Source organism: Gemmiger sp., assembly GCF_036306485.1.
Lineage (GTDB): Bacteria > Bacillota > Clostridia > Oscillospirales > Ruminococcaceae > Gemmiger.
In genome coordinates, this window is sequence record NZ_JAXJZK010000015.1 from 31,527 (window position 1) to 53,787 (window position 22,261).

Consider the following 22,261-nt stretch of genomic DNA (forward strand, 5'->3'; position numbering starts at 1 on the left):
ATTGACACACCCTTTCCCGTTTTTTATAATAAAAGGTACAATATGGAAGTTGTTCCATTTTGCGGCATCCCTGTCCACCCTACGCCAACTTAAGGAGGAATTGTCATGAAAAAGAAGTGGTGCGCCCTCTGTCTGACTTTCCTGATGGGAATCAGCCTGTGCCTTCCCGTACAGGCTGAACCCATCGAGGGAACGGCCGTGACCGAGGCGGCCAGCGCCGAAAGTGCTGCGGTCACGCTGTCGGAGGAAACCGAAGACTCCGAGCCGGAAGTGCAGCAGGCGCCTCTGTACAACGCCTTTGCGATCCGTTCCACCTATCCCGAAACCAGCGACCCGGCGGCCAAATACTACTACGACGGGAATTACAATCCCTTTGCCGCCAGCGGCTACGGTATGCCGAACTGCACCACCTACGCCTGGGGCCGTCTGTACGAGGTGACCGGCACCCGTCCCAAGCTGCCCACCGGATCGGCCGGTGACTGGTGGAGCGCCAACATCACCAACTACGCCAACGGCAGAGGCTATGCCTACGGCACCGAGCCGCGGGTGGGTGCCATTGCCTGTTACAGCAGCCACGTTGCGTTTGTCGAAGCCGTGGACGGCGGCACCGTGTGGATTTCGGAATCTGCCTGGAGCGGCCACACCAACCCCAGCAACAAATTCTTCTACCGCACCAAGGCGACGGCGGACAAGTACAACAGCTACACCTTCTACGGTTACATCTACGCCTATGACAGCACGCCCACCGTCACGCCGGCCCCGGCGCCCGCCGTGGACCGTCTGACGGTCAGCAACCTTGTCTACCCCATCAACAAGAAGTGGCTGTCCACCTTCACGGTGAACGGCATCATCCAGTCCACCTGCAATCTGATCTATGTAGAATGCGGCGTCCGCTACTACAACCAGAACATCGCCTTCAACTACATCGCCAATCCCAATTCGCCAAGCTGGGACATCCATACAGCCGATGACGCGATGACCTTCCGACAGCTTGCCAACAACGGAACCTTCTTCTACTATGTCTATGCAACCGACGCGGAGGGCACGGAGTTCCGGTTCAGCATTCCCTTCACGACGAGCAACAATGCCACCACATCCAACACCCGCACCATTGCGGTTCCCAGCATCACCAACGTCCAGGTGTCCGATGTGACGCCCACCGGCTACACAGTGAGCTGCACGGTGCAGGCAGATCTGGGAATCGACCGCGTGCAGTTCCCCACCTGGAGTGATCTGAACGGCCAGGACGATCTTGTCTCGGGCTGGAATACCAACCCGTCCTGTTCGGGTACCGCCAGCGGCAGCACCTACACCTACCGCGTGAATACCAGCAGCCACAACAATGAGAGCGGCAGTTATACCACCCACATCTATGCCTTTGATGGAAACGGAGGCAACTCCCACGCAGCCTGCAGTGTGACGGTTCCCGCGCCGACACCGGTTCCGACGGCAGTTCCTACCGCCAAGCCGACGGCCAAACCCACCGCAGTTCCCACGGCCAAACCGACCGCCAAGCCCACGGCAGTTCCCACTGCCAGGCCGACGGCCAAGCCCACCGCGAAGCCGACCGCCAAACCGACGGCCGCCCCGCTGAACGGCTGGAAGACCGAGAACGGCAAGGACTACTGGTATGAAAACGGTGTGAAGCAGGGCACCACCGGGCGCGGCAAGGAGATCTTTGACCCCGATACCAACGCCTGGTACTGGCTGGATGCCGTCCAGGGCGGCGCCAAGGCGGTGTCCAAGGATGTGTTCCAGGAATCGGACGGCGGCAAATGGGTGCGCTACGATGCGCAGGGACGCATGGTAAAGGGCTGGCAGACCGTCGGCCGTCAGACCTGGTACTTTGATCCGATCAGCGGCGCCATGTACAAGGGCAGCCGCAATGTGGAGAACCGCACCGTCCAGTTTGATGAGACCACCGGCGCGGTCCGGTACGGCTGGGCTACCATTGACGGCCGGGATTACTGGTACGAGGACTGCCTGCGCCAGGGATACGATCCCGACCGTCCCGACACCTACCGCGGCAAGGAGATCTACGATCCCGCTTCGGATGCCTGGTACTGGCTGGACAATGTCCAGGCCGGCGCCAAGGCGGTGAGCAAGGACGTTTATCAGGACTCCGAGGCCGGTCCGTGGGCCGAACGTGCGGACGGCACCGGCAAATGGGTGCGCTACGACGCCGCGGGCCACATGGTGAAAGGCTGGGCCACCACCGATGCCGGCACCTATTTCTTTGATCCCATCTACGGCACGATGGCCAAAGGCAACGTTTCGATTGACGGCAGGAGCTATCAGTTCGATCCCGTCACCGGCGTGCTGCTCTGAGCAGTTTCCGCCCGCCATACTTTTGCAATAAAAAACGGTCCCCGCTCTGGATTTTCCAGGCGGGGACCATTTTTTAGGCTCAGATCATCCGGACCGGGGTCAGCGGATTTCGATGCCCAGTTTGAACTTCAGGTTGCCGAGGATCTTCTTGACGAAGCGATCCACATCGTTCGGCTCCAGGGCCTTGCCTTCCGGAGCAAAGTGCAGCGTGAAGGCCATGCTCTTCTTGCCGGCGCCGATGGCGTCGCTGCGGTAGATGTCGAACAGCTCGACGCGGGCCAGCTGTTTGCAGGCACGCTTCATCTCGGCGATGACGGTGCCGCAGGGGGTCTCCTCGTCGGCGACAAGGGCCAGGTCACGGGCGACCTCGGGGAACTCGGACAGCGGCTGATAGCGCACATCTGCGGGCAGCTGGGCCGTGAGGGTGGCATAATCCAGCTCGCCCAGGAAGATCTTCTGGCTGTTGCGGCTGTCGCGGGGCAGATCCAGCCCGGAGAGCACGTCGTTCGCCAGCTTGCCGAAGCAGCCGACGCGCACGCCGTTGCAGAGCAGGTAGGCCGCCACGCCCGGATGCAGGTACGGCACATCCTCGGCGCGCTCCACCTCGAAGTGGGTGCCGAAGGAGGCCGCCAGGTCTTCCATGGCGCCCTTGACGGCGAAGAAGTCCTCCTTCTCACCGAAAGCCACAAACCCAAGGTGCAGACGCTCCTCCGGCAGCTCGGTGACGGGCAGCTCCTTGGGGATATAGACGTTGGCCATCTCGAACAGGCGGCCGGCGGTGTTGCCCTTCTTGAGGTTGTTGACCGCAGCGTTCAGCAGGCTGGGCACCAGCAGCGGGCGCATGATGGTCAGGTTGGAGGAAATGGGGTTGAGGATGCGGATGACGCGGCGCTCCGGCGCATCGGCAGCGATGTGCAGCGCGTCGAGGTCGGCGTCCGCATAGAAGGCCAGGGTCGATGCCTCATAGAAGCCCTGGGCGCACATCGTGCGCTTGAACGCTTCGCGGCGGCGCTGGTCGGCGGTCAGACCGCCGCTGGTGACCTGGGCCGCCTTGAGGAAGGTGGGCACGATATGCTCATAGCCGTATTCCCGGATGACTTCCTCGGCGAGGTCCGGCTCCCCAATCTCGATGTCCTCGCGGTAACGCGGGGCAACCACCTGCATGGTGTCCTGATCGGGCTGCAGCTCCACCTCAAAGTTCAGGCGGCGCAGGATGTCCAGGATGGTCTCGGTGGGAACGGTGATGCCCAGAATGGCATTGATGCGGCTGATGCGGGCGGCAAAATGCTTGCCCTCCCGGGAGGCGCCGGCCGAGCAGTCAAAGTGGCTGGAGGTCACTTCGCCGCAGCCCAGTTCCTGGATCAGGTGCAGGGCGCGGGCCATGCCCAGCTCGGTGGTGTACTCGCTGATGCCCTTCTCGTAATGGCTGGAGGCATCGGTGTTCTGGCCCAGGCCGCGGGCCGTCTTGCGGATGTTGTCGCGCGCGAACTTGGCGGACTCGAAGAGCAGCTGGGTCGTGGAATCCTTGATTTCGCTGTTCAGACCGCCCATGACGCCGGCCAGCGCGACCGGCTTTTCGCCGTCACAGATCACGAGGTTCTGCGGGGTCAGCGTGAACTCCTTGCCGTCCAGCGTGGTGATCTTCTCACCCTCAGCGGCACGGCGGACGATGATCTGGCAGCTTTCCAGCGTGTCCATATCAAAGGCGTGCATCGGCTGGCCGATTTCCAGCATGACAAAGTTGGTGATGTCCACCACGTTGGAGATGCTGCGCAGACCGCACAGCGCCAGGCAGCGGCGCATCCAGCGCGGAGACTGGCCGGTGGTGATGTTGCGGACATAATGGCCGATGTAGCGCGGGCAGAGATCCGGCGCTTCCACCGTGATGTTCAGGCGCGGGTCGCGGTAATCGCTGACCGTGTAGTCGGTGGCGGGCATTTTGAGCGGCTTGTTCAGAACCGCGGCCACCTCGCGCGCGATGCCCAGAATGCTCTGGCAGTCGGCGCGGTTGGCCGTGATGGAGATGTCAAAGATGGAGTCGTCCAGACCCACGACACCCTGGATGGGCGTGCCGGGCTGGGTGTCCTTGGGCAGGTCCAGCAGACCGTACACCTCGGCGCCGGGATACAGGTCCTCATTGAGGCCCAGTTCCTCGCCGGAGCAGAGCATGCCGTTGGACTCGACGCCCATCAGCGGGCGGGCCTTGATCTTGACGCCGCCGGGCAGCGTGGAGCCGTCCAGAGCCGCCGGGGTGTGCATACCGACGTAGACGTTGGGGGCGCCAGTGGAAATCTGGATGTCGTGGCCGTAGTCGCCGCAGTCCACCTTGCAGATATGCAGATGGGTTCCCTCCTGGGGAACGCACTCGGTCACAACGCCCACCACAACGCGGGAGATCTCGGCTCCGAGGTCGATGCGCTCCTCGACTTCAAAGCCGCAGTCAAACATTTTCTTTTCAAGCTCTTCGGCGGAAACGTCAATATCCACGTACTGCTTGAGCCAGCTGAACGGTACTTTCATGTTCGTTCCCTCCTTAGTCCTTGAACTGCTTCAGAAAACGCAGGTCGTTTTCCGTCATCAGGCCGATGTTGTTGATGCCGTACTTGAGCATGGCAATCCGCTCGATGCCGATGCCGAACGCAAAGCCGGAATACTCCTCGGGGTCGACGCCGCAGTTGCGCAGCACGTTCTGGTGCACCACACCGCCGCCGAGCACCTCGATCCAGCCGGTGTGCTTGCACAGCGGGCAGCCCTTGCCGCCGCACTCAAAGCAGGAAACATCCACCTCGACGCTGGGTTCGGTGAACGGGAAGTAGGACGGACGCAGACGGGTGCGCACGTCGGCACCGAACAGCGCCTGGACAAACTTGTCCAGCATGCCCTGCAGATCGCACAGCGTGATGCCGCGGTCCACCACCAGACCTTCCATCTGGTGGAACATCGGGCTGTGGGTTGCGTCGGAATCCGAACGGAACACCCGGCCAGGAACCAGCACCTTGATGGGCGGCTTGTGGGTGTCCATCGTGCGGATCTGTCCCGGGCTGGTGTGGGTGCGCAGAACAATGTCCTCGGCCACATAGAAGGTATCCTGCATATCCCGGGCCGGATGGTTCTTCGGCACGTTGAGGCGGGTAAAGTTGTGGTCGTCATCCTCAATCTCGGGACCTTCAAAGATTTCAAAGCCCATCCCGGCAAAAACGTCGATGATCTCGTTCTTGACCCGCGTGATGGGATGCAGTGCGCCGGTCTCCCGACGGGTGCCGGGCAGCGTGATGTCCACCGTCTCGGCCTTGTTGCGGGCAGCCAGCTCCGCCTTTTCAATCTCGGCGGACAGCGCCTGGTACTCCCCTTCCGCCCAGACCTTGAACGCATTGATGGTCTTGCCGGCGGCAGGACGCTCCTCCTTGGGCACGTCGCGCAGGGACTTGGTCAGGCCGGTCACACTGCCGTTCTTGCTCAGGTATTTCTGCCAGAAGGCGGAAAGGTCCTCTTTGGTGTGGACAGCTGCGCGGTCTGCTTCCAGTTCGGCGCGCAGTGCTGCGATCTTCTCTTCCATAATACACCTCTTTGTTTTACTCACGGGGCGGGCCATGCATGAAAAAAGCTCCGTCCCTGATGGATCTTTCAGGGACGAAGCTGCAAAAAACTCCGCGGTACCACCCGTGTTCCGCCTTTGAAGAGACAAAAGCGGCACTTGACAGCCCATAACGGGGCCAGCCGTCCTGCGCTACTGAGCCGCGGGGCCGTTCACACAGACCACTCGGGAGCGAACTTCCGCAGGCAGGTTTCCGGGGCGGCTTGCAGCCGGCGGCCGCCCTCTCTGCACCAAACGGTGCCTGCGTACTTTCTCCGTCACAGTGTTTGATTTTCATACAATGGGTATTATAGGCGCTTTGGAAGGGTTTGTCAACCGTCCTTTGCCGCGCAAAAAGGCTCCCCGCCAAAAGCGGGGAGCCGGATCGGGAAGATTCAGTTGTTGCTGCGGCTGCGGGCCAGGATGCGCAGGACGTACAGGAAAATGTTGATATAATCCAGGTACAGGCTCAGCGCGCCCATGATGGAATACTTGTGGAGCATTCCGGCATCCCCGCCGAAGTAGGAGTAGTAGAACTTGATCTTCTGGGTATCGTACGCGGTGAAAAGCATAAAGATCACGAGCGAGACCGCGCAGAGCAGGAAATCAAACAGGCCGAATCCGATGCCGGTGATGGCGCCGAACAGCATTCCCACCGCGCCGGTGATCAGCAGCGCAAAGAGGCCGCTGACCAGGTTGGGGCCCCAGCCGCTCAGATCGCGCTCGGTGCGCAGGCCGTAAAGCGCCATGACGCCGAAATAGACGGTACCGACCAGGAAAGCCAGCACCAGGGTGGTCAGGTCATAGATCACGAACAGGACGCTGAGGTTGACGCCGTTGAGCAGCGCATAACCGAAGAAGAGCGCCGTGGCCGTGGAGGGCTGCAGCCGCTCCACCCGCATCGAAAGCACCGCCACCAGAATGATCTCGGCGATGCAGAGCACCATGGTCAGGCCGCTGTTGTACAGCGTTACGAAAAGGCCGCTCGTGATGACGCCGATGGCCACCGCGAAGGTTGCCAGCAGGCCGGCAAACATCCAGCCGTAGGTACGGGCCATATATTGCTGCAGCGTACCGAACGGACTTTCCGCATAGGAAATATTATAATATTTTTGGTCCATAAAACAGACCCCTTTCTTTTTGGGTGATTCTATTATATACTCAAAAGATAAGAAAATGTGTAAATGATGTATGAACTCTTTATGACAGTTTCCGCACAAATCTGCGGGGAGGTACCATTTTGCCGCATTCCGACCGCTATGGCATCTATCTGCACATCCCCTACTGCCGGGGCAAGTGCCGGTATTGTGATTTTTATTCCGCTCCGGGCGCCCGCGGCGTCCCGGATGCCTATGTACAGGCGCTGCTGCGCGAGCTGGCGCGCAGCACCCGCCGCCCCGATACCGTATATTTCGGCGGCGGCACCCCTGCCCTGCTGACCCCCGACCAGGTCGGCGTTTTGATCCGGGCCGCCGATCCGCTGCCCGGTGCCGAGATCACATTGGAAGCCAATCCCGACGTGGTCACGCCGGAAAGTCTGGCAGGCTTTGCGGCGGCGGGCGTCACACGGATCAGCTTCGGTGTACAGAGTGCCGATGACCGGCAGCTGCGCCGTCTGGGACGGACCCACACCGCCGCGGGCGCCGCCCGGGCGCTGGCCTGGGCGCAGCAGGCCGGGTTTGCCGAGATCTGCGGCGACATCATGCTGGCACTGCCCTATTACAGCAACGCCGAATTTGATGCGACGCTGGCGCTGCTGCAGCAGGGCGGCTGCACCCATATCTCGGCCTATCTGCTCAAGATCGAGCCGGGCACAGCCTTTGCGAAGCATCCCCCCGAGGGGCTGCCCGACCCCGATGCCGCGGCGGACTTTTATCTGTATGCGGTCCGGCGCCTGGCCGAGGAGGGATACCGTCAGTACGAGATCAGCAACTTTGCACGCCCCGGGCATGAGGGGCGGCACAACCTGCTGTACTGGAACTGCTGTGATTATCTGGGCATCGGCCCGGCGGCCCACAGCTGTCTGAACGGGGTGCGCCGGTTCTGGCCGGATGACACCGCGGCCTTTGTGGCCGGCACCGCCGAGGAACAGCCAGAGGGCGACTGCGGCGCAGAGGATTTTCTGATCATGCAGCTGAGGCTGACCTCGGGACTGGACCTGGCAGAATACCGCCGCCGGTACGGCATCACCTTTAATCCGGACCAGATGGCGTTTCTGCGCCGGTGCGAGCAAAACGGATATGCCCGGCTGGAGGGGCAGACACTGCGGCTGACCCCCGCCGGCATGGTGGTCCAGAACGCCATCCTGAGCGAGCTGATCTGAGCTCAGAAATACCCGCCGTCGGTGTGGATGTTCTGGGCGCCGGGCTGGTCGTGCAGTCCCATCGAAACCCCCAGGGCCTCATCCACGCGGCGCATGTCATCCTCGGGAATCCGGCCGGCGCGCTCGCGCAGGCGCCGTTTGTCGAGGGTGCGGATCTGTTCGGTCAGGACGATGCTGTCCTTGGCCAGGCCGCACCGGTCGGCACGCACCCCGATGTGGGTGGGCAGTCGGTTTTTGTCCTGGCGGCTCGTGATGGCCGCCGCAATCACGGTGGGACTGTGCCGGTTGCCGATATCGTTCTGTATGATAAGTACCGGCCGCACCCCACCCTGTTCCGACCCCACAACGGGACTGAGATCGGCGTAAAAGACTTCGCCTCTGTGTACTTCCATAAAAATACCTCCCTGCCTGTTCTGTTCTGATTACAGTATAAGCAGGGAGGTTGTATTTTAATCATCCGCCGCCGTCCGAAATTCCAGGACGACAAAGGCGGCGGCCAGCCCGGCCTCATGGGTCAGGCTCAGATGGGCGGCCAGTCCTTGTTCTGTCAGGAAGTCCGCCGCCCTGCCGCTGCATTGCAGGTACGGGGCACCGCCGGGGCGGCGCAGCACGGCGATTTCCTGCAGCGCATAGCCGGCCAGGCCCGTGCCGCACGCCTTGAGAAAGGCTTCCTTGGCGGCAAAGTTGGCGGCGGCGGTTTCCAGCCGTGCCTTGCCGCGGCGGCTGTCCAGCAGCTGTTGTTCGGCGGGCGCAAAGACACGCTGCACAAATGCCGGACGTGCCAGGCAGTGCTCCATCCGCTCCACCCGGCACAGGTCGGTTCCGATCCCGTAGATCATGGTGCGTACTCCTTTCCGGCCTGGCGCAGCAATGCCATCCGCTCGTTGGGGAGCCTGCCCTCCATGACTGCCTGCAGCAGCCGGTTGAGGATCTGCCCCACCGCCGGTCCGGGTGGAATGCCGAGTGCCATCAGGTCGCCGCCGTTGACGGCCAGCTGGCCCACCGTGTAGCAGGCCGTCGCGGAAAGTTCCAGCATCCGTGCCTCAAAGGCGCGCACCTGCCGTTCCCGGGCCTCGACGGCACTGTTGCGGGCATGGCCCGCCAGATCGGCCAGCTTGACCCGGCAGAGCCGCTGCAGGAAGCTCGCGCCGTAGCGGTTGAGCATCTGCAGCGTGCCGGGGACATCGTCGGGCAGCGCGCTGTCATGGATGGCCACCAGCACGCCGGCCCCCTCGATCAGGTAGGACGGGGCATGCAGGCGGCGCAGAATGGTCCTTGCCATCCGGCCGCCCCGCTGGTTATGGCCCGGAAAGTGAGCGGCGCCGTCCGGTCCGAGGGTGCGGCATTCCGGCTTGGCCAGGTCATGGAGCAGCACACTCCAGCGCAGCACGCGGGCGCCCTTTTCGTCCTGGCCGCTGACATCCAGCGCCCCGACCGCCACCGCCGTGTGCTGCCACACGTCATAGCAGTGCCAGCGGCCCGGCTGGGTACAACCGATGCAGGGGGCGATCTCGGGAATGGCCCCCGCCAGGATGCTGCCGCAGCTGCTCAGCGCCCGACCGGCCGCAGGACCGGCCAGGAGCTTGTCCAGTTCTGTATAAATTCGTTCTGCCGATACATTTTGTATTGTTTCAGCGTCCCGGACGGCGGCCCGGGCGGTGGCGCCGTCCAGCGAAAAGTTCAGCTGGGAGGCAAAACGGACCGCCCGCAGAATGCGCAGGGCATCCTCGGCAAAGCGTTCTTCGGGCACGCCCACGCAGCGGATGATGCCGGCGCGCAGGTCGTCCCGGCCGCCGAACGCATCCACAAGCCCTTCCCCGGGGGCGTAGGCCATCGCATTGACGGTGAAGTCCCGCCGGGCGAGATCCCGGCTCAGTTCCGGCACAAAGTACACCGCGTCGGGGTGGCGGCTGTCATGATAGGTCCCGTCCAGCCGGTAGGTGGTGATCTCATAGGGATGCCCGCCGACAATGACGGCCACGGTGCCGTGCTTTTCTCCGGTGAGGATCTGCCGGTAGCCCGAAAAGATCTTTTTGATCTGGGCCGGTGTGGCGGCGGTGCAGATGTCCCAGTCATCGGGGATTTTCCCCAGCAGACTGTCCCGCACGCAGCCGCCCACCACATAGGCACTGTGTCCGGCACGCCGCAGGGCCCCCAGCAGGCGGGAGACTGTCGGGGGCAGTGCAATTCTGATCGCAGGATCGGTCACCGGCCGACACCTCCTTCCGCTTCTCGGGCAGCTGCCCGGTCAGTTGAAATCCCACTGCTGGGACAGATCGACATGGCAGGCGATGCAGTCCCCTTCCGCCTGCAGGGCCGCAATCTTCTCCTCGGCGGCGGCCGCGTCGGGCATCCAGGTCACGATGAAGAAGTTCTCGGCCGGGACGCCGTAGTAGACCCAGGTGCCGTCCGAGCGGACCAGGTCGGTCAGATGGTCCAGTTCCTCGCCGTCCAGAAGGCCCTGGCCTTCCTCGGCATAAATCATCTCGGGCTGGATCTGGATGGAATCAATCACATTGATGCTGCTGTGAATATAGGTATCGCGGTCGGTGGCCTTGTCGCTGGCCTCCCAGGCGGAGGCGAATGCCTTGATGAGCAGTTCGCGAACCTCCAGCATTTTATCGCCGGACTTGTACATACTTTCCACTCCTTTGGATGGTATTTCATTCAGTATAGCACAAACCGTCGCCGGGTTCTACATTCCAAGGGCCGGGTAGAAAAATTTCGGGAATTTCCTTGACCTTCTACCGACTTCAACCTTTATAATAAGAGCGAAAAGGAGGGAGCTTGGATGAATATCAAACAGGCGGAACTGCAAAGCGGTGTTTCGCGTCAGAACATCCGGTTTTACGAAAAGGCCGGGCTGCTTCATCCGGCGCGCAACGCGGCGAACGATTACCGCGAATACGGCGAAGAGGAGATCCGGACGCTCAAGCTGATCCGGATGCTGCGGATGCTCGACATGCCGCTGGAGACAATCGGGCAGCTGCTGGCGGGGGATGTTTCACTGGACACAGCGGCCCGGAGCCAGCAGCAGCGGCTCCGGGAACAGGCCGAGGAGCTGCAGGCCGCCATCCGCTTCTGCGGGGAGCTGCAGCACAGCGGGCAGGACCTTGTCTCCCTCGATGTGGACGGCTGTCTGGCCCGCATGACCGATGCCAAAGACAGTGGCGGATTCTTCCTTCGCTGGAAGGAAGATTACCGGCGCATTGCCCAGGCGCAGAGCCGGGGATTCTTTTCCTTCGTTCCGGATGGTCCCGTCACGAACGGCGAGGAATTTGCCGCGGCGCTCCGGGCCTGGGCCGCATCCGAGAAGGCGGATCTCGTCATCACGAAAGGCGGGATGTACCCGCACTTCACGGTGGACGGTGTCCCCTACTGGGCGGACCGCGTCTATGAACTGTATGGGCGTGCACCGCTGGCCGTGATCCGCTGCCATCTTGAGGGCGAACAGGGCGACGAATCCCTGCCGGGCTGGAAGCGCCGGCTGGTACGGGCAGTCCGCGCGGGCCTGCCCTTTCTCGTCCTCTTCGGGCTGATCGTCGGGCCCCGCCTGCCCGGGATTTTCCGCGCCGCGCGGCAGGGCGGACCGGTCCTTGAACTTCTGGTGTTTCCGGGAACGCTTGCCGTCGTGTTCGGGATCCTCGCCTACCGGTTCTACGTCACGCATTTCAACGACAAAACGCACTGACAAAAAACGGACGGTTCCGTCAGGGAACCGTCCGTTTTCTCAGTTGAACTTGAAGATTTTCTGTGCGACGTGGTAGCCCCACAGCGTCAGCTTGTGGCCCAGGGTGCCGGGCAGGTTGCAGGCACCGGCCACCGAGAATTTGCACTTCTCATAGACGCGCTCATCGTGCGCCTTGAGGTACTGCCACAGCTCGGCCTTTTTGCGGAACGCCTCATCACTGCCGTCCATCGTCAGAAAGACGCTGGAAATCGTCATCATCATGGACAGGTAGTTGAGCATATAGGCGCGCAGCTTTTTCTGGTTTTCCGGCAGCGCGTAGAGGTCCACTGCATCAATCATGATTTTGGTGATCCGCACCTGCTGGTCCACTCGCTTGACCATGACGGACTCGTTGACACTCTGGTCCTCGCGGCCGATGAAATAGCGGTACAGATCAAGATTCTTGTAATACAGGCGGCGGCACTGCGGCAGCGGCTGATAGACAAAGATATTGTCCACATAGAAGGTATGCTTGGGCAGTTCGAGGCCGCTGCGGCGCAGGATCTCGGTGCGGTAGATGACGGTGTGCATCAGGATGTTCTGGCTCGGCGGGAAACGGCCGATCTCATCCCAGCCAAAGACGCGGTCCTGCGGCAGGATGCCCTTGTAGCTGACCGTGTGATGCGTGTTGTCCACCGTATGCTCATAGACGTAGTTGCACATGAGCAGATCAACCGGTTCCGGCATGGCGGCAAAATCGCGCAGAAGGGCCATGACCTGCTGCAGAGAATCGCCGTCCAGCCAGTCGTCGGAGTCCACCACCTTGAAGTACAAACCGGACGCATGGCGGATGCCCTGGTTGACGCCCTCGCCATGGCCGCTGTTCTCCTGATGGATGACCCGCACGATGGTGGGGTACTTTTCGGCGTAGGCATCGGCAATCTTGCCGGTTTCGTCCTTGGAACCGTCATCCACCAGGATGATCTCGGCGTCCTCGCCGGCCGGCAGCAGCGTCTCGATGCACCGGTCCATATAGGCGGCGGAATTGTAGCAGGGAACGGTAAACGTAATCAGTTTCATCAGGATTCCTCTATTCTTCATTCTACTTGGGGATCAGAGCCGGCAGGTCCACTCGTCCCAGGTCCGGCAGGCAATCTCGGCCGTGGCCTGGATCTGCGGCCAGCAACCGGCGGTGGGCGCATCAAAGATGCCCACGGTATGGAAGCCGTCCCCGGCCGCGGTGCGCAGGGCCGTGAGCGAGTCCTCAAACACCGTGACGCATCCGGGGTCGGAAACGCCGAACCGTTCCCTGGCGCGGCGGTACACATCCGGCCGGCGTTTGCCTTCGGGATTGTCACAGGACAGCGTGAACTCGAAAAAGCCGAGCAGGCCGTGGGCCTTCAGGGCGTCGTCCACCAGCGGTTTCTCGGTGCCCGAAGCCACGCACATCCGCACGGCGCGGGCCTGCATGGCACGCAGCATCTCCGGTACGCCCGGCTTGACGCGGGCACGCTCGGCATATCCGCGCTGCGCTTCCCGGCGCATGAGTTCGGCACAGGCGGCCGGCGTGTCCTGCACGCCCAGTTCCCGCACAAAATAGTCCGCGGCCCCGTCAATGGTCAGCGTCATGTTGTCCATCCGCTGCTGCGGGGTGATGGTTCGGCCGTACCGGGACAGCACCCGGTCGGTGACGGACTCCCACATATCGTTGGAGTCCAGCAGCGTGCCGTCCAGATCAAAAATCGCATAGGGCGTCAGGTGCACGGATCTCCCCCCCTCGTTTTGTCATACGAAATAAGGATACTAAATTTTGCACAAAAAAACAACCCCTTCCGGCACTTTTCAGCCGGAAGAGGCGGAGCGTTTATCGGAACCGTCCGGGTATCAGTTTGTCAGAAATCCATTCGGTTAAAATCATGCAGTCCCGACGGGATCACGTCGTTGTAAACATCCTCGGGCAGGCCATAGGTCTGTTCGCTGTCGACAATCCCTCGCATCCATTTGGCGATCGTATGCAGGTTCAACATGCAACCCCATCTCCTTTCTGTCTTTAGTATATCCGTTTTCGTCCGGAGATGCAAGATGCACTTTGTACAATCTTACAAAAGTTTTTTATATATTTTCCACTGTTTCGTCATTTTGTACATATACGGTCCACGTTTGTACGCGTTACGCGGACAGTTCCGCCTGATAGTCCTCCCATGCCTCGCGCATGGTATCGGCGGAGAACAGAAACTCACCGGCGGCGGAATACACCTCGATATGGCCGGAAACGTACTTGAATTTTGCAGTCATGGGAACCCCTGCCTTTCTGTTTGGTATACCTGAAGTATACCGGAAAGTCAGGGTGATAAAATGGACTTTCAGGCTGCGGGCGATTCCCGGCAGTCCCATGAACCGGACTGTTCCGGCAGGGATGGGCGGCGGGCGGCCAGCCCGCGGCGGACAAAGCGCATGGTTGCAAGCAGCCACAGGCAGAGCAGGTACCACAGCGCCGAATATTTGGGGCAGACCAGGCCCGCCAGGTTGCCCCATTCCCGGCTGTAATCCCACACGCGGCAGTGCAGCACCCCGGTACAGACCAGCCCGAAAGCCAGTTCCACCCCCGACACGCCCGCTGCTCCCACCGCTGCCAGGACCGGCACCGGCATCGGGCGGTATTCCAGCCATTGCAGGGCGCACAGACAGACGCCGCCGGCAAAGAACATGGTCCAGTGGGTGGTTCCCCGCCAGGCAATCTCGAGGGCCAGGTAGGCCGTGCCGCCCAGGGGGAAGAGGGCCAGCAGCTCGGCTTGCCCCGCCATTCGATATTTGAACATACGATCCATCCCTCCGTACAGTTAGTCTGCTCCTAGTCTGTGCAGGGCAGGCGGTCTGTAACCATTTTGTAAGATTTTTTTGAGAGAAGGACAGACAAAAGGACCCGGCCTTCCCATCGGAAAGCCGGGTCCCGGAAGCGGACGTTATTTGGAGAGTTTCTTGAGCAGGCTGCTGCGGGTGTCCCACAGTTTCTGGCTCAGGTCCACATAGTAGCGATGGGGGTTCTCGAAGCGCTTGACTTCGTCCCACAGCGTACCGACCTGGGCCTTGCAGAATTTCTTGATGTCGTCGAGGGCCGGGCTCTGATAGACGCGCTTGCCGTTCTGGTAGATCGGCGTCGAGATGCAGCGGGCCGTGCAGTTGACGTAGGTGCATTCCTTCCAGGTCTCGATGGGGTCAAACAGCGTGATGCCGTTGCGGGTGTTGACCTCTTCCCCGTCCATCGTGATCAGGTCCGCCTGGGCCTTGCCGTCCTCGTCGTAGATTCGCCAGACCTTTTTCAGGCAGGGCGTGGTCATCTTCTCGACGGATTCGGAGAGCTTCATCTTGGGCGTGTAGCTGCCGTCCTCCTCCTTGACGGCGGCCAGCTTGTAGACGCCGCCGAAAACCGGGTCGGACTTGGCGGTGATCATGTTCTCGCCGATGCCGAAGCTGTCCACACGGGCACCCTGCTGGATCAGGTCGCGGACAATGTACTCATCCAGAGAGTTGGAGGCGCAGATCGTGCAGTCGGGATAGCCCGCTTCGTCGAGCATCCGGCGGGCCTTCTTGGAGAGATAGGCAATATCGCCGGAGTCGATGCGGACGCCCTTGGGACGCTTGCCCATCGGCTTGAGGACCTCGTCAAAGACCTTGATGGCATCGGGGATGCCGTGTTTGAGGACGTTGTAGGTATCCACGAGCAGGACGCAGTTGTCCGGATAGAGTTCGGCATATTTCTTGAAGGCGTCGTACTCCGAGGGGAACATCTGGACCCAGGCATGGGCCATCGTGCCGGAGGCAGGGATGCCGAAATCGCGGGCGGCCATCACGCAGGAGGTGGAACCGCAGCCGCCGATGTAGGAGGCGCGGGCGCCGAAGTAGGCGGCGTCATAGCCCTGGGCGCGGCGGGCGCCGAACTCCATGACGGGGCGGCCGGCAGCCGCACGGCAGATCCGGTTGGCCTTGGTGGCGATGAGGCACTGGTGGTTGAAGGTAACCAGCAGCAGCGTTTCGAGCAGCTGGCATTCGATGGCCGGGCCCTCCACCGTGACGATGGGTTCCTGCGGGAAGATGGGCATACCTTCCTCGATGGCCCAGATATTGCAGTGCAGCGTGAAGTTCTTGAGGTAGTCCAGGAACTGTTCGTTGAAGGCACCGGTGGAACGCAGATAGGCGATATCCTCATCGGTGAATTTCAGACTGTCCACGGCATTGATAAACTGTTCGAGTCCTGCCATGATGGCGTAGCCGCCGCCGTCCGGCACCTTGCGGAAGAACATATCAAAGACAGCGATCTTGTCCTTATAGCCTTCGTCGAGGTATCCGGCCGACATGGTCAGCTCGTAAAAATCGGTCATGGTTGTCAGATTGCGTTTAACATCCAGCATTGAGATAAACCCCCTTAAGGTTTTCTTCTATACACATCCGCGCCGTGCGGAATGGGGACCCGGTTCAGCGGCGGTGACGGTTGGGATCACCGGCCCGGATGATGGTGAAGAGCATCGCCACCACCCAAAGGAAGATATACACCGCGACAACGAGCATCGTCAGGATGACGACCACCTTGAAGTAGGTGCTGGAGAAGAACTCCTGCACCCGGGCCATCGTATACAGCACCTCGTTGCGGTCCACGGTACTGCCCGCCAGAAGATCGACGGTACCGATCTCGACGCCGTCGATGGAGAGCGTCACCGTTCCCACGACATCGCCCTGGCGGATCGGCGCGGTCAGGCGGTCGGGGACCTGGAAGGTCTTCTGGGTCAGCTCACTGCCGCCCTCACGGGGCAGGAGCGTCTGCATATCGTCCGCCGGGTAGAGCATGACGGTATCGGCCTGGGTGGAATAGACGATGGGCAGCTCGGTCAGCGGCTGGGTGGAATCCAGCGCCGGCGCCACGGTATAGGTCTGAAACGCCCAGTCCATCAGATCGGCGGTCTCGGTCAGGGCGGGATAGCTGTTGGTATCGGTTTTGGGAACGTGCAGCACCACACTCACATAGGTTTCCCCGTCCTGGGTATGCCAGCCGGCGAAGCTCTGCCAGTTGTCCAGACTGCCGGTCTTGCCGCCCTGGGTATATTCCCGGTAGCAGCTGCTGCCGCTGACAATCAGCTTGTCGCTGGCCAGAATCGTGTAGGGTGCATCGTGATGTGAGGACGCCGGCATCTCGTAGGTTGCCGACCCGGCGGCCTGCACAAAGGCGTCATAGCTCATCGCCACGCGGAGCAGCAGATAGGCATCCCGGGCCGTCGTCGTGTTGCCGGGGTCCAGGCCGCAGGGATCGGTGAACACCGTGTTGGTGCAGCCGATGCGGGCAGCTTCGTCGTTCATCATCGCCACAAAGCTGTCAATGCTGCCGCCGCCCATATAATCGGCCACGATGTAGGCGGCTTCGTTGCCGGAGGGCAGCTCCATGGCATAGAGCAGACTGCGCAGGGTATGGGTTTCCCCGCGCCAGATATCCGCCGTTGAGGCGTTCTGGGTCTGCTCCCAGATCAGGTCATAGATATACCCCGGCGCCGTGACGGTGACGGTGTCCAGCTGGTCCTGATAGTTTTCCAGCAGAAGGATCATCGTCATCAGTTTGGTCAGACTGGCCGCCGACATCGGTGTTTCGCTGTTTTTCTCGTAGACGACCAGATTGGTATCGGTATTGACAATGTAGGCGGCTTCGGCCGTGACCTCGAAGGAAGGCTGGGCCTCCTCTGCCGCCGCCGGAAGTGCAAACATCGCCGCGAGAAGCAGCGCTGCAAAAAGTGCGGACAGGATCTGTTTCATGGCATGTCCCTTGGTGAAAGAACAGGTTGGATTCGGATTTATTCTTTAGTATACCAAATATCCCACCCGATGGAAAGGGGAAAAACAAAGAAAAGCGGGAGAGGTTCAGTTCATGGCACCGGCTGTGGCAAACAGGCGTTCCACCTCGTCGGAGAGCGCCTTGTGTTCGGGGGCACTGAGATTGGGGTCGGCCGCCAGCAGGGCCTTGGCCTCATTCTGGGCCACCGTCAGTGTGCGGGTATCCTGCACCAGATCGGCAATGCGCAGCGTCGGCAGTCCGTGCTGGGCCTCGCCGAAGAAATCACCGGGGCCGCGGGTTTCCAGGTCATACCGTGCCACCGCAAAACCGTCGGAGGTCCGGCAGAGGAAATGCAGACGGCTGCGCACACCCTCGCTCTCATTGTCCGAGATCAGGATGCAGCAGGAATCCGCCGCGCCCCGTCCGACACGGCCGCGGAGCTGATGCAACGCCGAGAGGCCGAACCGCTCGGCGTTCTCGATCACCATGACGGTGGCGTTGGGCACATCCACGCCCACCTCGATGACGGTGGTGCTGACCAGCACATCGAGTTCCCCGTTCTTGAAGCGCTGCATGACCTCGTCCTTTTCGACCGGCTTCATCTTGCCGTGAAGCAGTCCGATCCGCCGGCCCGGCAGCAACGGGCAGGCCGTCTGTTCATAGTACTGTTTGACGGCCTTCATGCCGGCATCCATCTCGTTTTCCTCGATGGCCGGGCAGACGATATAGACCTGATGCCCTGCCGCAATCTGTTTTTCCAGAAAACCGTACATATCCCGGCGTTTCTTGCCGGTGATGAACCAGGTTTTGATGGGTTTGCGGCCGGGGGGCAACTCGTCCAGTACCGAGATGTCGAGATCTCCGTAGAGCAGCAGTCCCAGCGTCCGGGGAATGGGCGTGGCGCTCATGACCAGCAGGTGCGGGTTGCGCGCCTTGCCGGCCAGCAAGCCGCGCTGACGCACGCCGAACCGGTGCTGTTCATCGACGATCGCCAGCCCGAGGTTGCGGAACACCACCGCATCGGTCAGGACCGCATGGGTCCCCACCACAAGCCCGGCCCGGCCGTCTGCAATGGCGGCCAGGGCCACCCGGCGCTCCGCTGCCTTCATGCCGCCCACCAGCAGCGTCACATTGACGCCGAAGGGTTCCAGCCGGTCGGCAAGGCTGGCGGCATGCTGGCGGGCCAGAATTTCGGTGGGGGCCAGCATTGCACTCTGCCAGCCGTTCTGGGCGGCAAACCAGATGGCCGCGGCGGCCACCAGCGTCTTGCCGCTGCCCACATCGCCCTGAAGCAGCCGGTTCATCGGCACCTTGCCGCAGAGGTCATGGCAGATCTCCCCTGCCGCGCGGCGCTGCGCCCCCGTGGGGGCATAGGGCAGGCTGCGCCAGAAAGGTTCCAGATCCAGTGCCCGCATGGGAGCACCGGCGGCCTGCCGGCCATGTCCGCGCATCAGGAAAATTCCCAGCTGCAGCAGGTAAAGTTCCTCAAAGATCAGACGGCGGCGGGCGGCGGCGGTCTCGGCTTCGTCATGGGGCAGATGGATGGCCCGCACGGCCTGCGCCTTGTCGGGCATCCGGTAGCGGGTCAGCAGTTCGGGAGGCAGCGGATCCTGGAGTTCCTCCACATAGGCCAGCGCCGCCTGCGCGCAGCGGGTCACCCGGGAGGCGGGCAGCCCCTCGGTGGTGCCGTAGACGGGCAGCAGCGGAGCCGCCCGGACCTGCTCCTCGGTGCGCACGAGCGGATGGAGCATCTCGCGCCGGGTCAGTCCCCCGCCCACCCGGCCTTCAAAGTAGTAGGTTTCGCCGGGCACGAGGTTCTGGGCCGCGTAGGGCGCATTGAACCAGGAAAGCTGCAGGATGCCCGAATCGTCCGAGGCTGTCACGCGGGACAGCACCTTGCCGCCCTTGATGCGGCGGTCGGGATCGCGCTGCCATACCGTGGCACGGACGCAGCAATCGGCGTCATAGGGGGCCTCGGCGATGGCATAGGGTTTGGAGTAATCCAGGTAGCGGCGCGGGTAGTGGAGCAGCAGGTCCCGGATGGTATGGATGCCCAGTCTGGCAAACTTTTTGGCGTAGGCGGGGCCCACGCCCTTGAGGTACTGAATGTCGCTGTCAATGGTGGGCATGGTGTCCGCCTCCTTTCCCGGCCCAGCGGCTGTGTTATGAAAAAGGACGAACTTGCGTGTTAAGCCTGTTCGTCCTTTTGATATTGTTTGATCGGGGGTCAGATTACTCGACGCTGATCATATAGTAGTAGACCGGCTGGCCGCCCTTGATATGGCTGACTTCCACACTGGAACCGCACTTGGTCTGAACCAGCTCGGTGGTCTTTTCCGCTTCCTCGTCGGTCACGTCGGCGCCCGAGATGACCGTGATGAACTGGGTGTCCTTCTTCTTCATCGAGCGGGCCAGACGGTAGGTCATCTTGGTCAGATCGGTGCCCGTCGAGACAATCTTACCGTTTTCCAGCGCCATGATCTCGCCCTTGCGGATGGGCTTGCCGTCAAACTCGCTGTCGCGGGCGGCGTAGGTGATCAGACCGGTGGAAACCTTCTCGGCGGCGGCCATCATGTTGACGGCGTTCTCCTCGGCGGCGGTATCGGGGTCAAAGTTGAGCATGGCGGTCATGCCCTGGGGCACGGTGCGGGTGGGCAGAACCAGAACCTTGCGGTCGGCCAGCTTCTGCGCCTGTTCCGCGGCCATGATGATATTCTTGTTGTTGGGCAGGACCAGAACGGTCTTGGCGGGAACGCTCTGGATCGCGGCCAGGATGTCCTCGGTGGCGGGGTTCATCGTCTGTCCGCCCGAAACCACGGCATCCACGCCGAGGTCCTCGAACACCGACTTCAGTCCGTCACCGGCCGCAACGGCCACAAAGCCGTAATCGCGCTCGGGATCAACGGCCGCATAGACAAACTGCTCCGCAGAACCGGCGGCCTTCTCCTCCGCTTCGGCCTGCTTTTCCAGACCCTTAGCCTGCTTCTGGCGGGCCAGGAACTGTTCGTGCATGTTCTCGATCTTGAAGTTGGTCAGGTAGCCGTACTTGATGGCCTCGCTGAGCATCATGCCGGGATCGGAGGTGTGTACATGGCAGTTGGCCACATCGTCGTCCTCGATGACGACAACCGAGTCGCCGTTGGACTCCAGGAAGGCGCGCAGCCGGGTGATGCTGGCCCCCTCATTCTTATGGACGAGGAACTGGGTGCAGTAGCCGTTCTTGATATCCTCGACCTTCATCAGGTCATCGGCAAAGACGCCCTTGCCGGCCGCGCTGGAATCCAGCTTGGGTTTGGCGGCCACTTCCTCGCCGGCGATGATCTCACCGCCGTCAAAGACCTGCTTCATGCCCTCAAAGACCAGCATGATGCCCTGACCGCCGGCATCCACGACGCCGGCCTTCTTCAGAACGGGCAGCAGATTGGGGGTATCCTCCAGCGCTTCCTGACCGGCCGTGCAGATCGTCTGCCACAGCGTGGGAACGTCATCCGAGGTGCAGGCGACGCCCGCTTCGGCAGCCAGACGGGTGACCGTCAGGATCGTGCCCTCGGTGGGTTTCATGACCGCCTTGTAGGCAGCCTCGACGCCCATCTGCAAGGCCTTGGCCAGGTCGGACGCCTCGGCGGTCTGCTTGCCGGCCAGCGCCTTGGAGAACCCGCGGAACAGCAGGCTGGTGATGACGCCGGAGTTGCCGCGCGCACCGCGCAGCATGGCGGAGGCGGCTGCCTTGCTGGCTTCCGCGACCGTGCAGGAATCCGGCATGGCCGTCAGTTCGCTGACAGCCGCACCGATGGTCATACTCATATTGGTGCCGGTATCGCCATCCGGTACCGGGAAGACGTTCAGTTCGTCCACGCGGGTACGCTGGTTTGCAATGTTATTGGCGCCGGAAAGGATGGCGTCACGCAGAATCTTGCCAGTAATCATGTTTCAGTTGCACCTCATTCAGTTTTCTTCCGGCATCGGCGCACCGTTCCAGACGGGCTCCGGCCGCTGCCGCCGCCCGAACCCCGGGACACGGCGATACTTTTCAGAAATTCAGTCGTCGATGATGTCATCGACAAACACGTCAATGCGGTCCACCTTGAGACCGGTGGCGTGTTCCACTTCATCCTTGACGCGATGCGTGATGCTCTGCGTGATGGACGCAATATTCAGCCCGTACCCGACCTTGATATGCAGGGAAATCACGAGCCTGCCGTTTTCCTGGCTGACGGTCACGCCCTTCTTGGGCAGCGATCCGCTGCGCAGGGCCTGCCGCACCGTGGAGGCGGCGGGCGCCTGCCCCATCGCGGCAATGCCGTAGCAGTTCTTGGCGGCTTCGGCAACAAGGCCGGAAAAATAGGTATTCGTAAGTGAAATTTTTCCCAAAGGATTCACTTTCGTAATCATCGGCGCTCCTCCTTCTCGGCTGCGACGCACACGGCTTCACAGTTATAGCGATTCTATTATACACTATTCCGTACGTTTTGAACAGGCTTTTTTTCCAAAAGGAAGCACAAAATTTGTATTGTATTTTTTTACACGGTTTTTTACATTCCATTCACAAAG

The 22,261-nt window shown here is 61.5% G+C and carries 20 protein-coding genes and 1 other annotated feature; of the genes, 3 read left to right on the forward strand and 17 right to left on the reverse strand.

The annotated features are described in order from the left end of the window. Positions 1–105 precede the first annotated feature (105 nt). Positions 106–2,328: a CHAP domain-containing protein gene (locus U0L91_RS03050; RefSeq protein WP_330044760.1), complete on the forward strand. Its 2,223-nt coding sequence runs from the start codon at positions 106–108 to the stop codon at positions 2,326–2,328. Positions 2,329–2,427: 99 nt separating this feature from the next. Here U0L91_RS03050 and pheT read toward each other — a convergent pair whose 3' ends face one another. The 3 genes from pheT to U0L91_RS03065 form a co-directional block, all read right to left on the reverse strand. Continuing rightward, entirely contained in the window at positions 2,428–4,848 is a 2,421-nt protein-coding gene (gene pheT, locus U0L91_RS03055) for a phenylalanine--tRNA ligase subunit beta (RefSeq protein WP_330044761.1), read from the reverse strand. A gap of 13 nt (positions 4,849–4,861) precedes the next feature. After that, the gene (gene pheS, locus U0L91_RS03060) at positions 4,862–5,884 is read right to left on the reverse strand and encodes a phenylalanine--tRNA ligase subunit alpha (protein ID WP_330044762.1); all 1,023 of its coding nucleotides are present in this window, start codon (positions 5,882–5,884) and stop codon (positions 4,862–4,864) included. A 67-nt stretch (positions 5,885–5,951) separates the two neighbouring features. After that, positions 5,952–6,193 (reverse strand) — a binding site (T-box leader). Between the two features lie 104 nt (positions 6,194–6,297). Continuing rightward, complete coding sequence (locus tag U0L91_RS03065; protein ID WP_330044763.1) at positions 6,298–7,023, reverse strand: Bax inhibitor-1/YccA family protein; 726 nt, start codon at positions 7,021–7,023, stop codon at positions 6,298–6,300. A 119-nt stretch (positions 7,024–7,142) separates the two neighbouring features. Between U0L91_RS03065 and hemW the strand changes: the two genes are divergently transcribed. Beyond that, positions 7,143–8,225, forward strand: coding sequence for a radical SAM family heme chaperone HemW (hemW, locus tag U0L91_RS03070; protein ID WP_330044764.1), 1,083 nt, complete (start codon positions 7,143–7,145; stop codon positions 8,223–8,225). Positions 8,226–8,227: 2 nt separating this feature from the next. Here the strand turns inward: hemW and U0L91_RS03075 are convergent, their stop codons facing one another. From U0L91_RS03075 to U0L91_RS03090, 4 genes are read right to left on the reverse strand one after another with little or no spacing between them, the layout of a single operon-like run. Continuing rightward, positions 8,228–8,617 carry a type II toxin-antitoxin system PemK/MazF family toxin gene (locus tag U0L91_RS03075; protein WP_330044765.1) on the reverse strand — a complete coding sequence of 130 codons (390 nt, stop codon included), beginning with the start codon at positions 8,615–8,617 and terminating at the stop codon, positions 8,228–8,230. Positions 8,618–8,674: 57 nt separating this feature from the next. Then, the gene (gene acpS / locus U0L91_RS03080; RefSeq protein WP_330044766.1) at positions 8,675–9,064 is read right to left on the reverse strand and encodes a holo-ACP synthase; all 390 of its coding nucleotides are present in this window, start codon (positions 9,062–9,064) and stop codon (positions 8,675–8,677) included. Beyond that, on the reverse strand, positions 9,061–10,434 hold the full coding sequence (locus tag U0L91_RS03085) for a CCA tRNA nucleotidyltransferase (RefSeq protein ID WP_330044767.1): 1,374 nt from the start codon (positions 10,432–10,434) through the stop codon (positions 9,061–9,063). Before U0L91_RS03085 ends, acpS begins: the two co-directional genes overlap by 4 nt. Before the next feature lie 39 nt (positions 10,435–10,473). After that, on the reverse strand, positions 10,474–10,863 hold the full coding sequence (locus U0L91_RS03090) for a hypothetical protein (protein WP_330044768.1): 390 nt from the start codon (positions 10,861–10,863) through the stop codon (positions 10,474–10,476). A gap of 153 nt (positions 10,864–11,016) precedes the next feature. On the opposite strand from U0L91_RS03090, the gene U0L91_RS03095 reads away from it, so the two are divergent. Further along, positions 11,017–11,916 carry a MerR family transcriptional regulator gene (locus U0L91_RS03095; RefSeq protein WP_330044769.1) on the forward strand — a complete coding sequence of 300 codons (900 nt, stop codon included), beginning with the start codon at positions 11,017–11,019 and terminating at the stop codon, positions 11,914–11,916. A 39-nt stretch (positions 11,917–11,955) separates the two neighbouring features. On the opposite strand, the gene U0L91_RS03100 is transcribed toward U0L91_RS03095, so the two are convergent. The 10 genes from U0L91_RS03100 to U0L91_RS03145 form a co-directional block, all read right to left on the reverse strand. Continuing rightward, the gene (locus U0L91_RS03100; protein ID WP_330044770.1) at positions 11,956–12,975 is read right to left on the reverse strand and encodes a glycosyltransferase family 2 protein; all 1,020 of its coding nucleotides are present in this window, start codon (positions 12,973–12,975) and stop codon (positions 11,956–11,958) included. 33 nt (positions 12,976–13,008) lie between these two features. Then, complete coding sequence (locus tag U0L91_RS03105; RefSeq protein WP_330044771.1) at positions 13,009–13,659, reverse strand: HAD family hydrolase; 651 nt, start codon at positions 13,657–13,659, stop codon at positions 13,009–13,011. 128 nt (positions 13,660–13,787) lie between these two features. Beyond that, a complete protein-coding gene (locus U0L91_RS03110) occupies positions 13,788–13,922 on the reverse strand; it encodes a hypothetical protein (protein WP_330044772.1) in 135 nt (44 codons plus the stop codon). A gap of 142 nt (positions 13,923–14,064) precedes the next feature. After that, complete coding sequence (locus U0L91_RS03115) at positions 14,065–14,190, reverse strand: hypothetical protein (protein ID WP_330044773.1); 126 nt, start codon at positions 14,188–14,190, stop codon at positions 14,065–14,067. A gap of 68 nt (positions 14,191–14,258) precedes the next feature. After that, positions 14,259–14,714 carry a putative ABC transporter permease gene (locus tag U0L91_RS03120; protein ID WP_330044774.1) on the reverse strand — a complete coding sequence of 152 codons (456 nt, stop codon included), beginning with the start codon at positions 14,712–14,714 and terminating at the stop codon, positions 14,259–14,261. Positions 14,715–14,858: 144 nt separating this feature from the next. Further along, positions 14,859–16,304, reverse strand: a complete 1,446-nt coding sequence (locus U0L91_RS03125; RefSeq protein ID WP_330044775.1) for a nicotinate phosphoribosyltransferase — start codon at positions 16,302–16,304, stop codon at positions 14,859–14,861. A 64-nt stretch (positions 16,305–16,368) separates the two neighbouring features. Then, on the reverse strand, positions 16,369–17,691 hold the full coding sequence (locus tag U0L91_RS03130; RefSeq protein ID WP_330044776.1) for a D-alanyl-D-alanine carboxypeptidase family protein: 1,323 nt from the start codon (positions 17,689–17,691) through the stop codon (positions 16,369–16,371). A 105-nt stretch (positions 17,692–17,796) separates the two neighbouring features. Continuing rightward, entirely contained in the window at positions 17,797–19,923 is a 2,127-nt protein-coding gene (recG, locus tag U0L91_RS03135) for an ATP-dependent DNA helicase RecG (RefSeq protein WP_481804513.1), read from the reverse strand. A 19-nt stretch (positions 19,924–19,942) separates the two neighbouring features. Continuing rightward, positions 19,943–21,637: a DAK2 domain-containing protein gene (locus U0L91_RS03140; RefSeq protein ID WP_330044777.1), complete on the reverse strand. Its 1,695-nt coding sequence runs from the start codon at positions 21,635–21,637 to the stop codon at positions 19,943–19,945. A gap of 111 nt (positions 21,638–21,748) precedes the next feature. Then, complete coding sequence (locus U0L91_RS03145; protein WP_330044778.1) at positions 21,749–22,102, reverse strand: Asp23/Gls24 family envelope stress response protein; 354 nt, start codon at positions 22,100–22,102, stop codon at positions 21,749–21,751. Positions 22,103–22,261 lie beyond the last annotated feature (159 nt).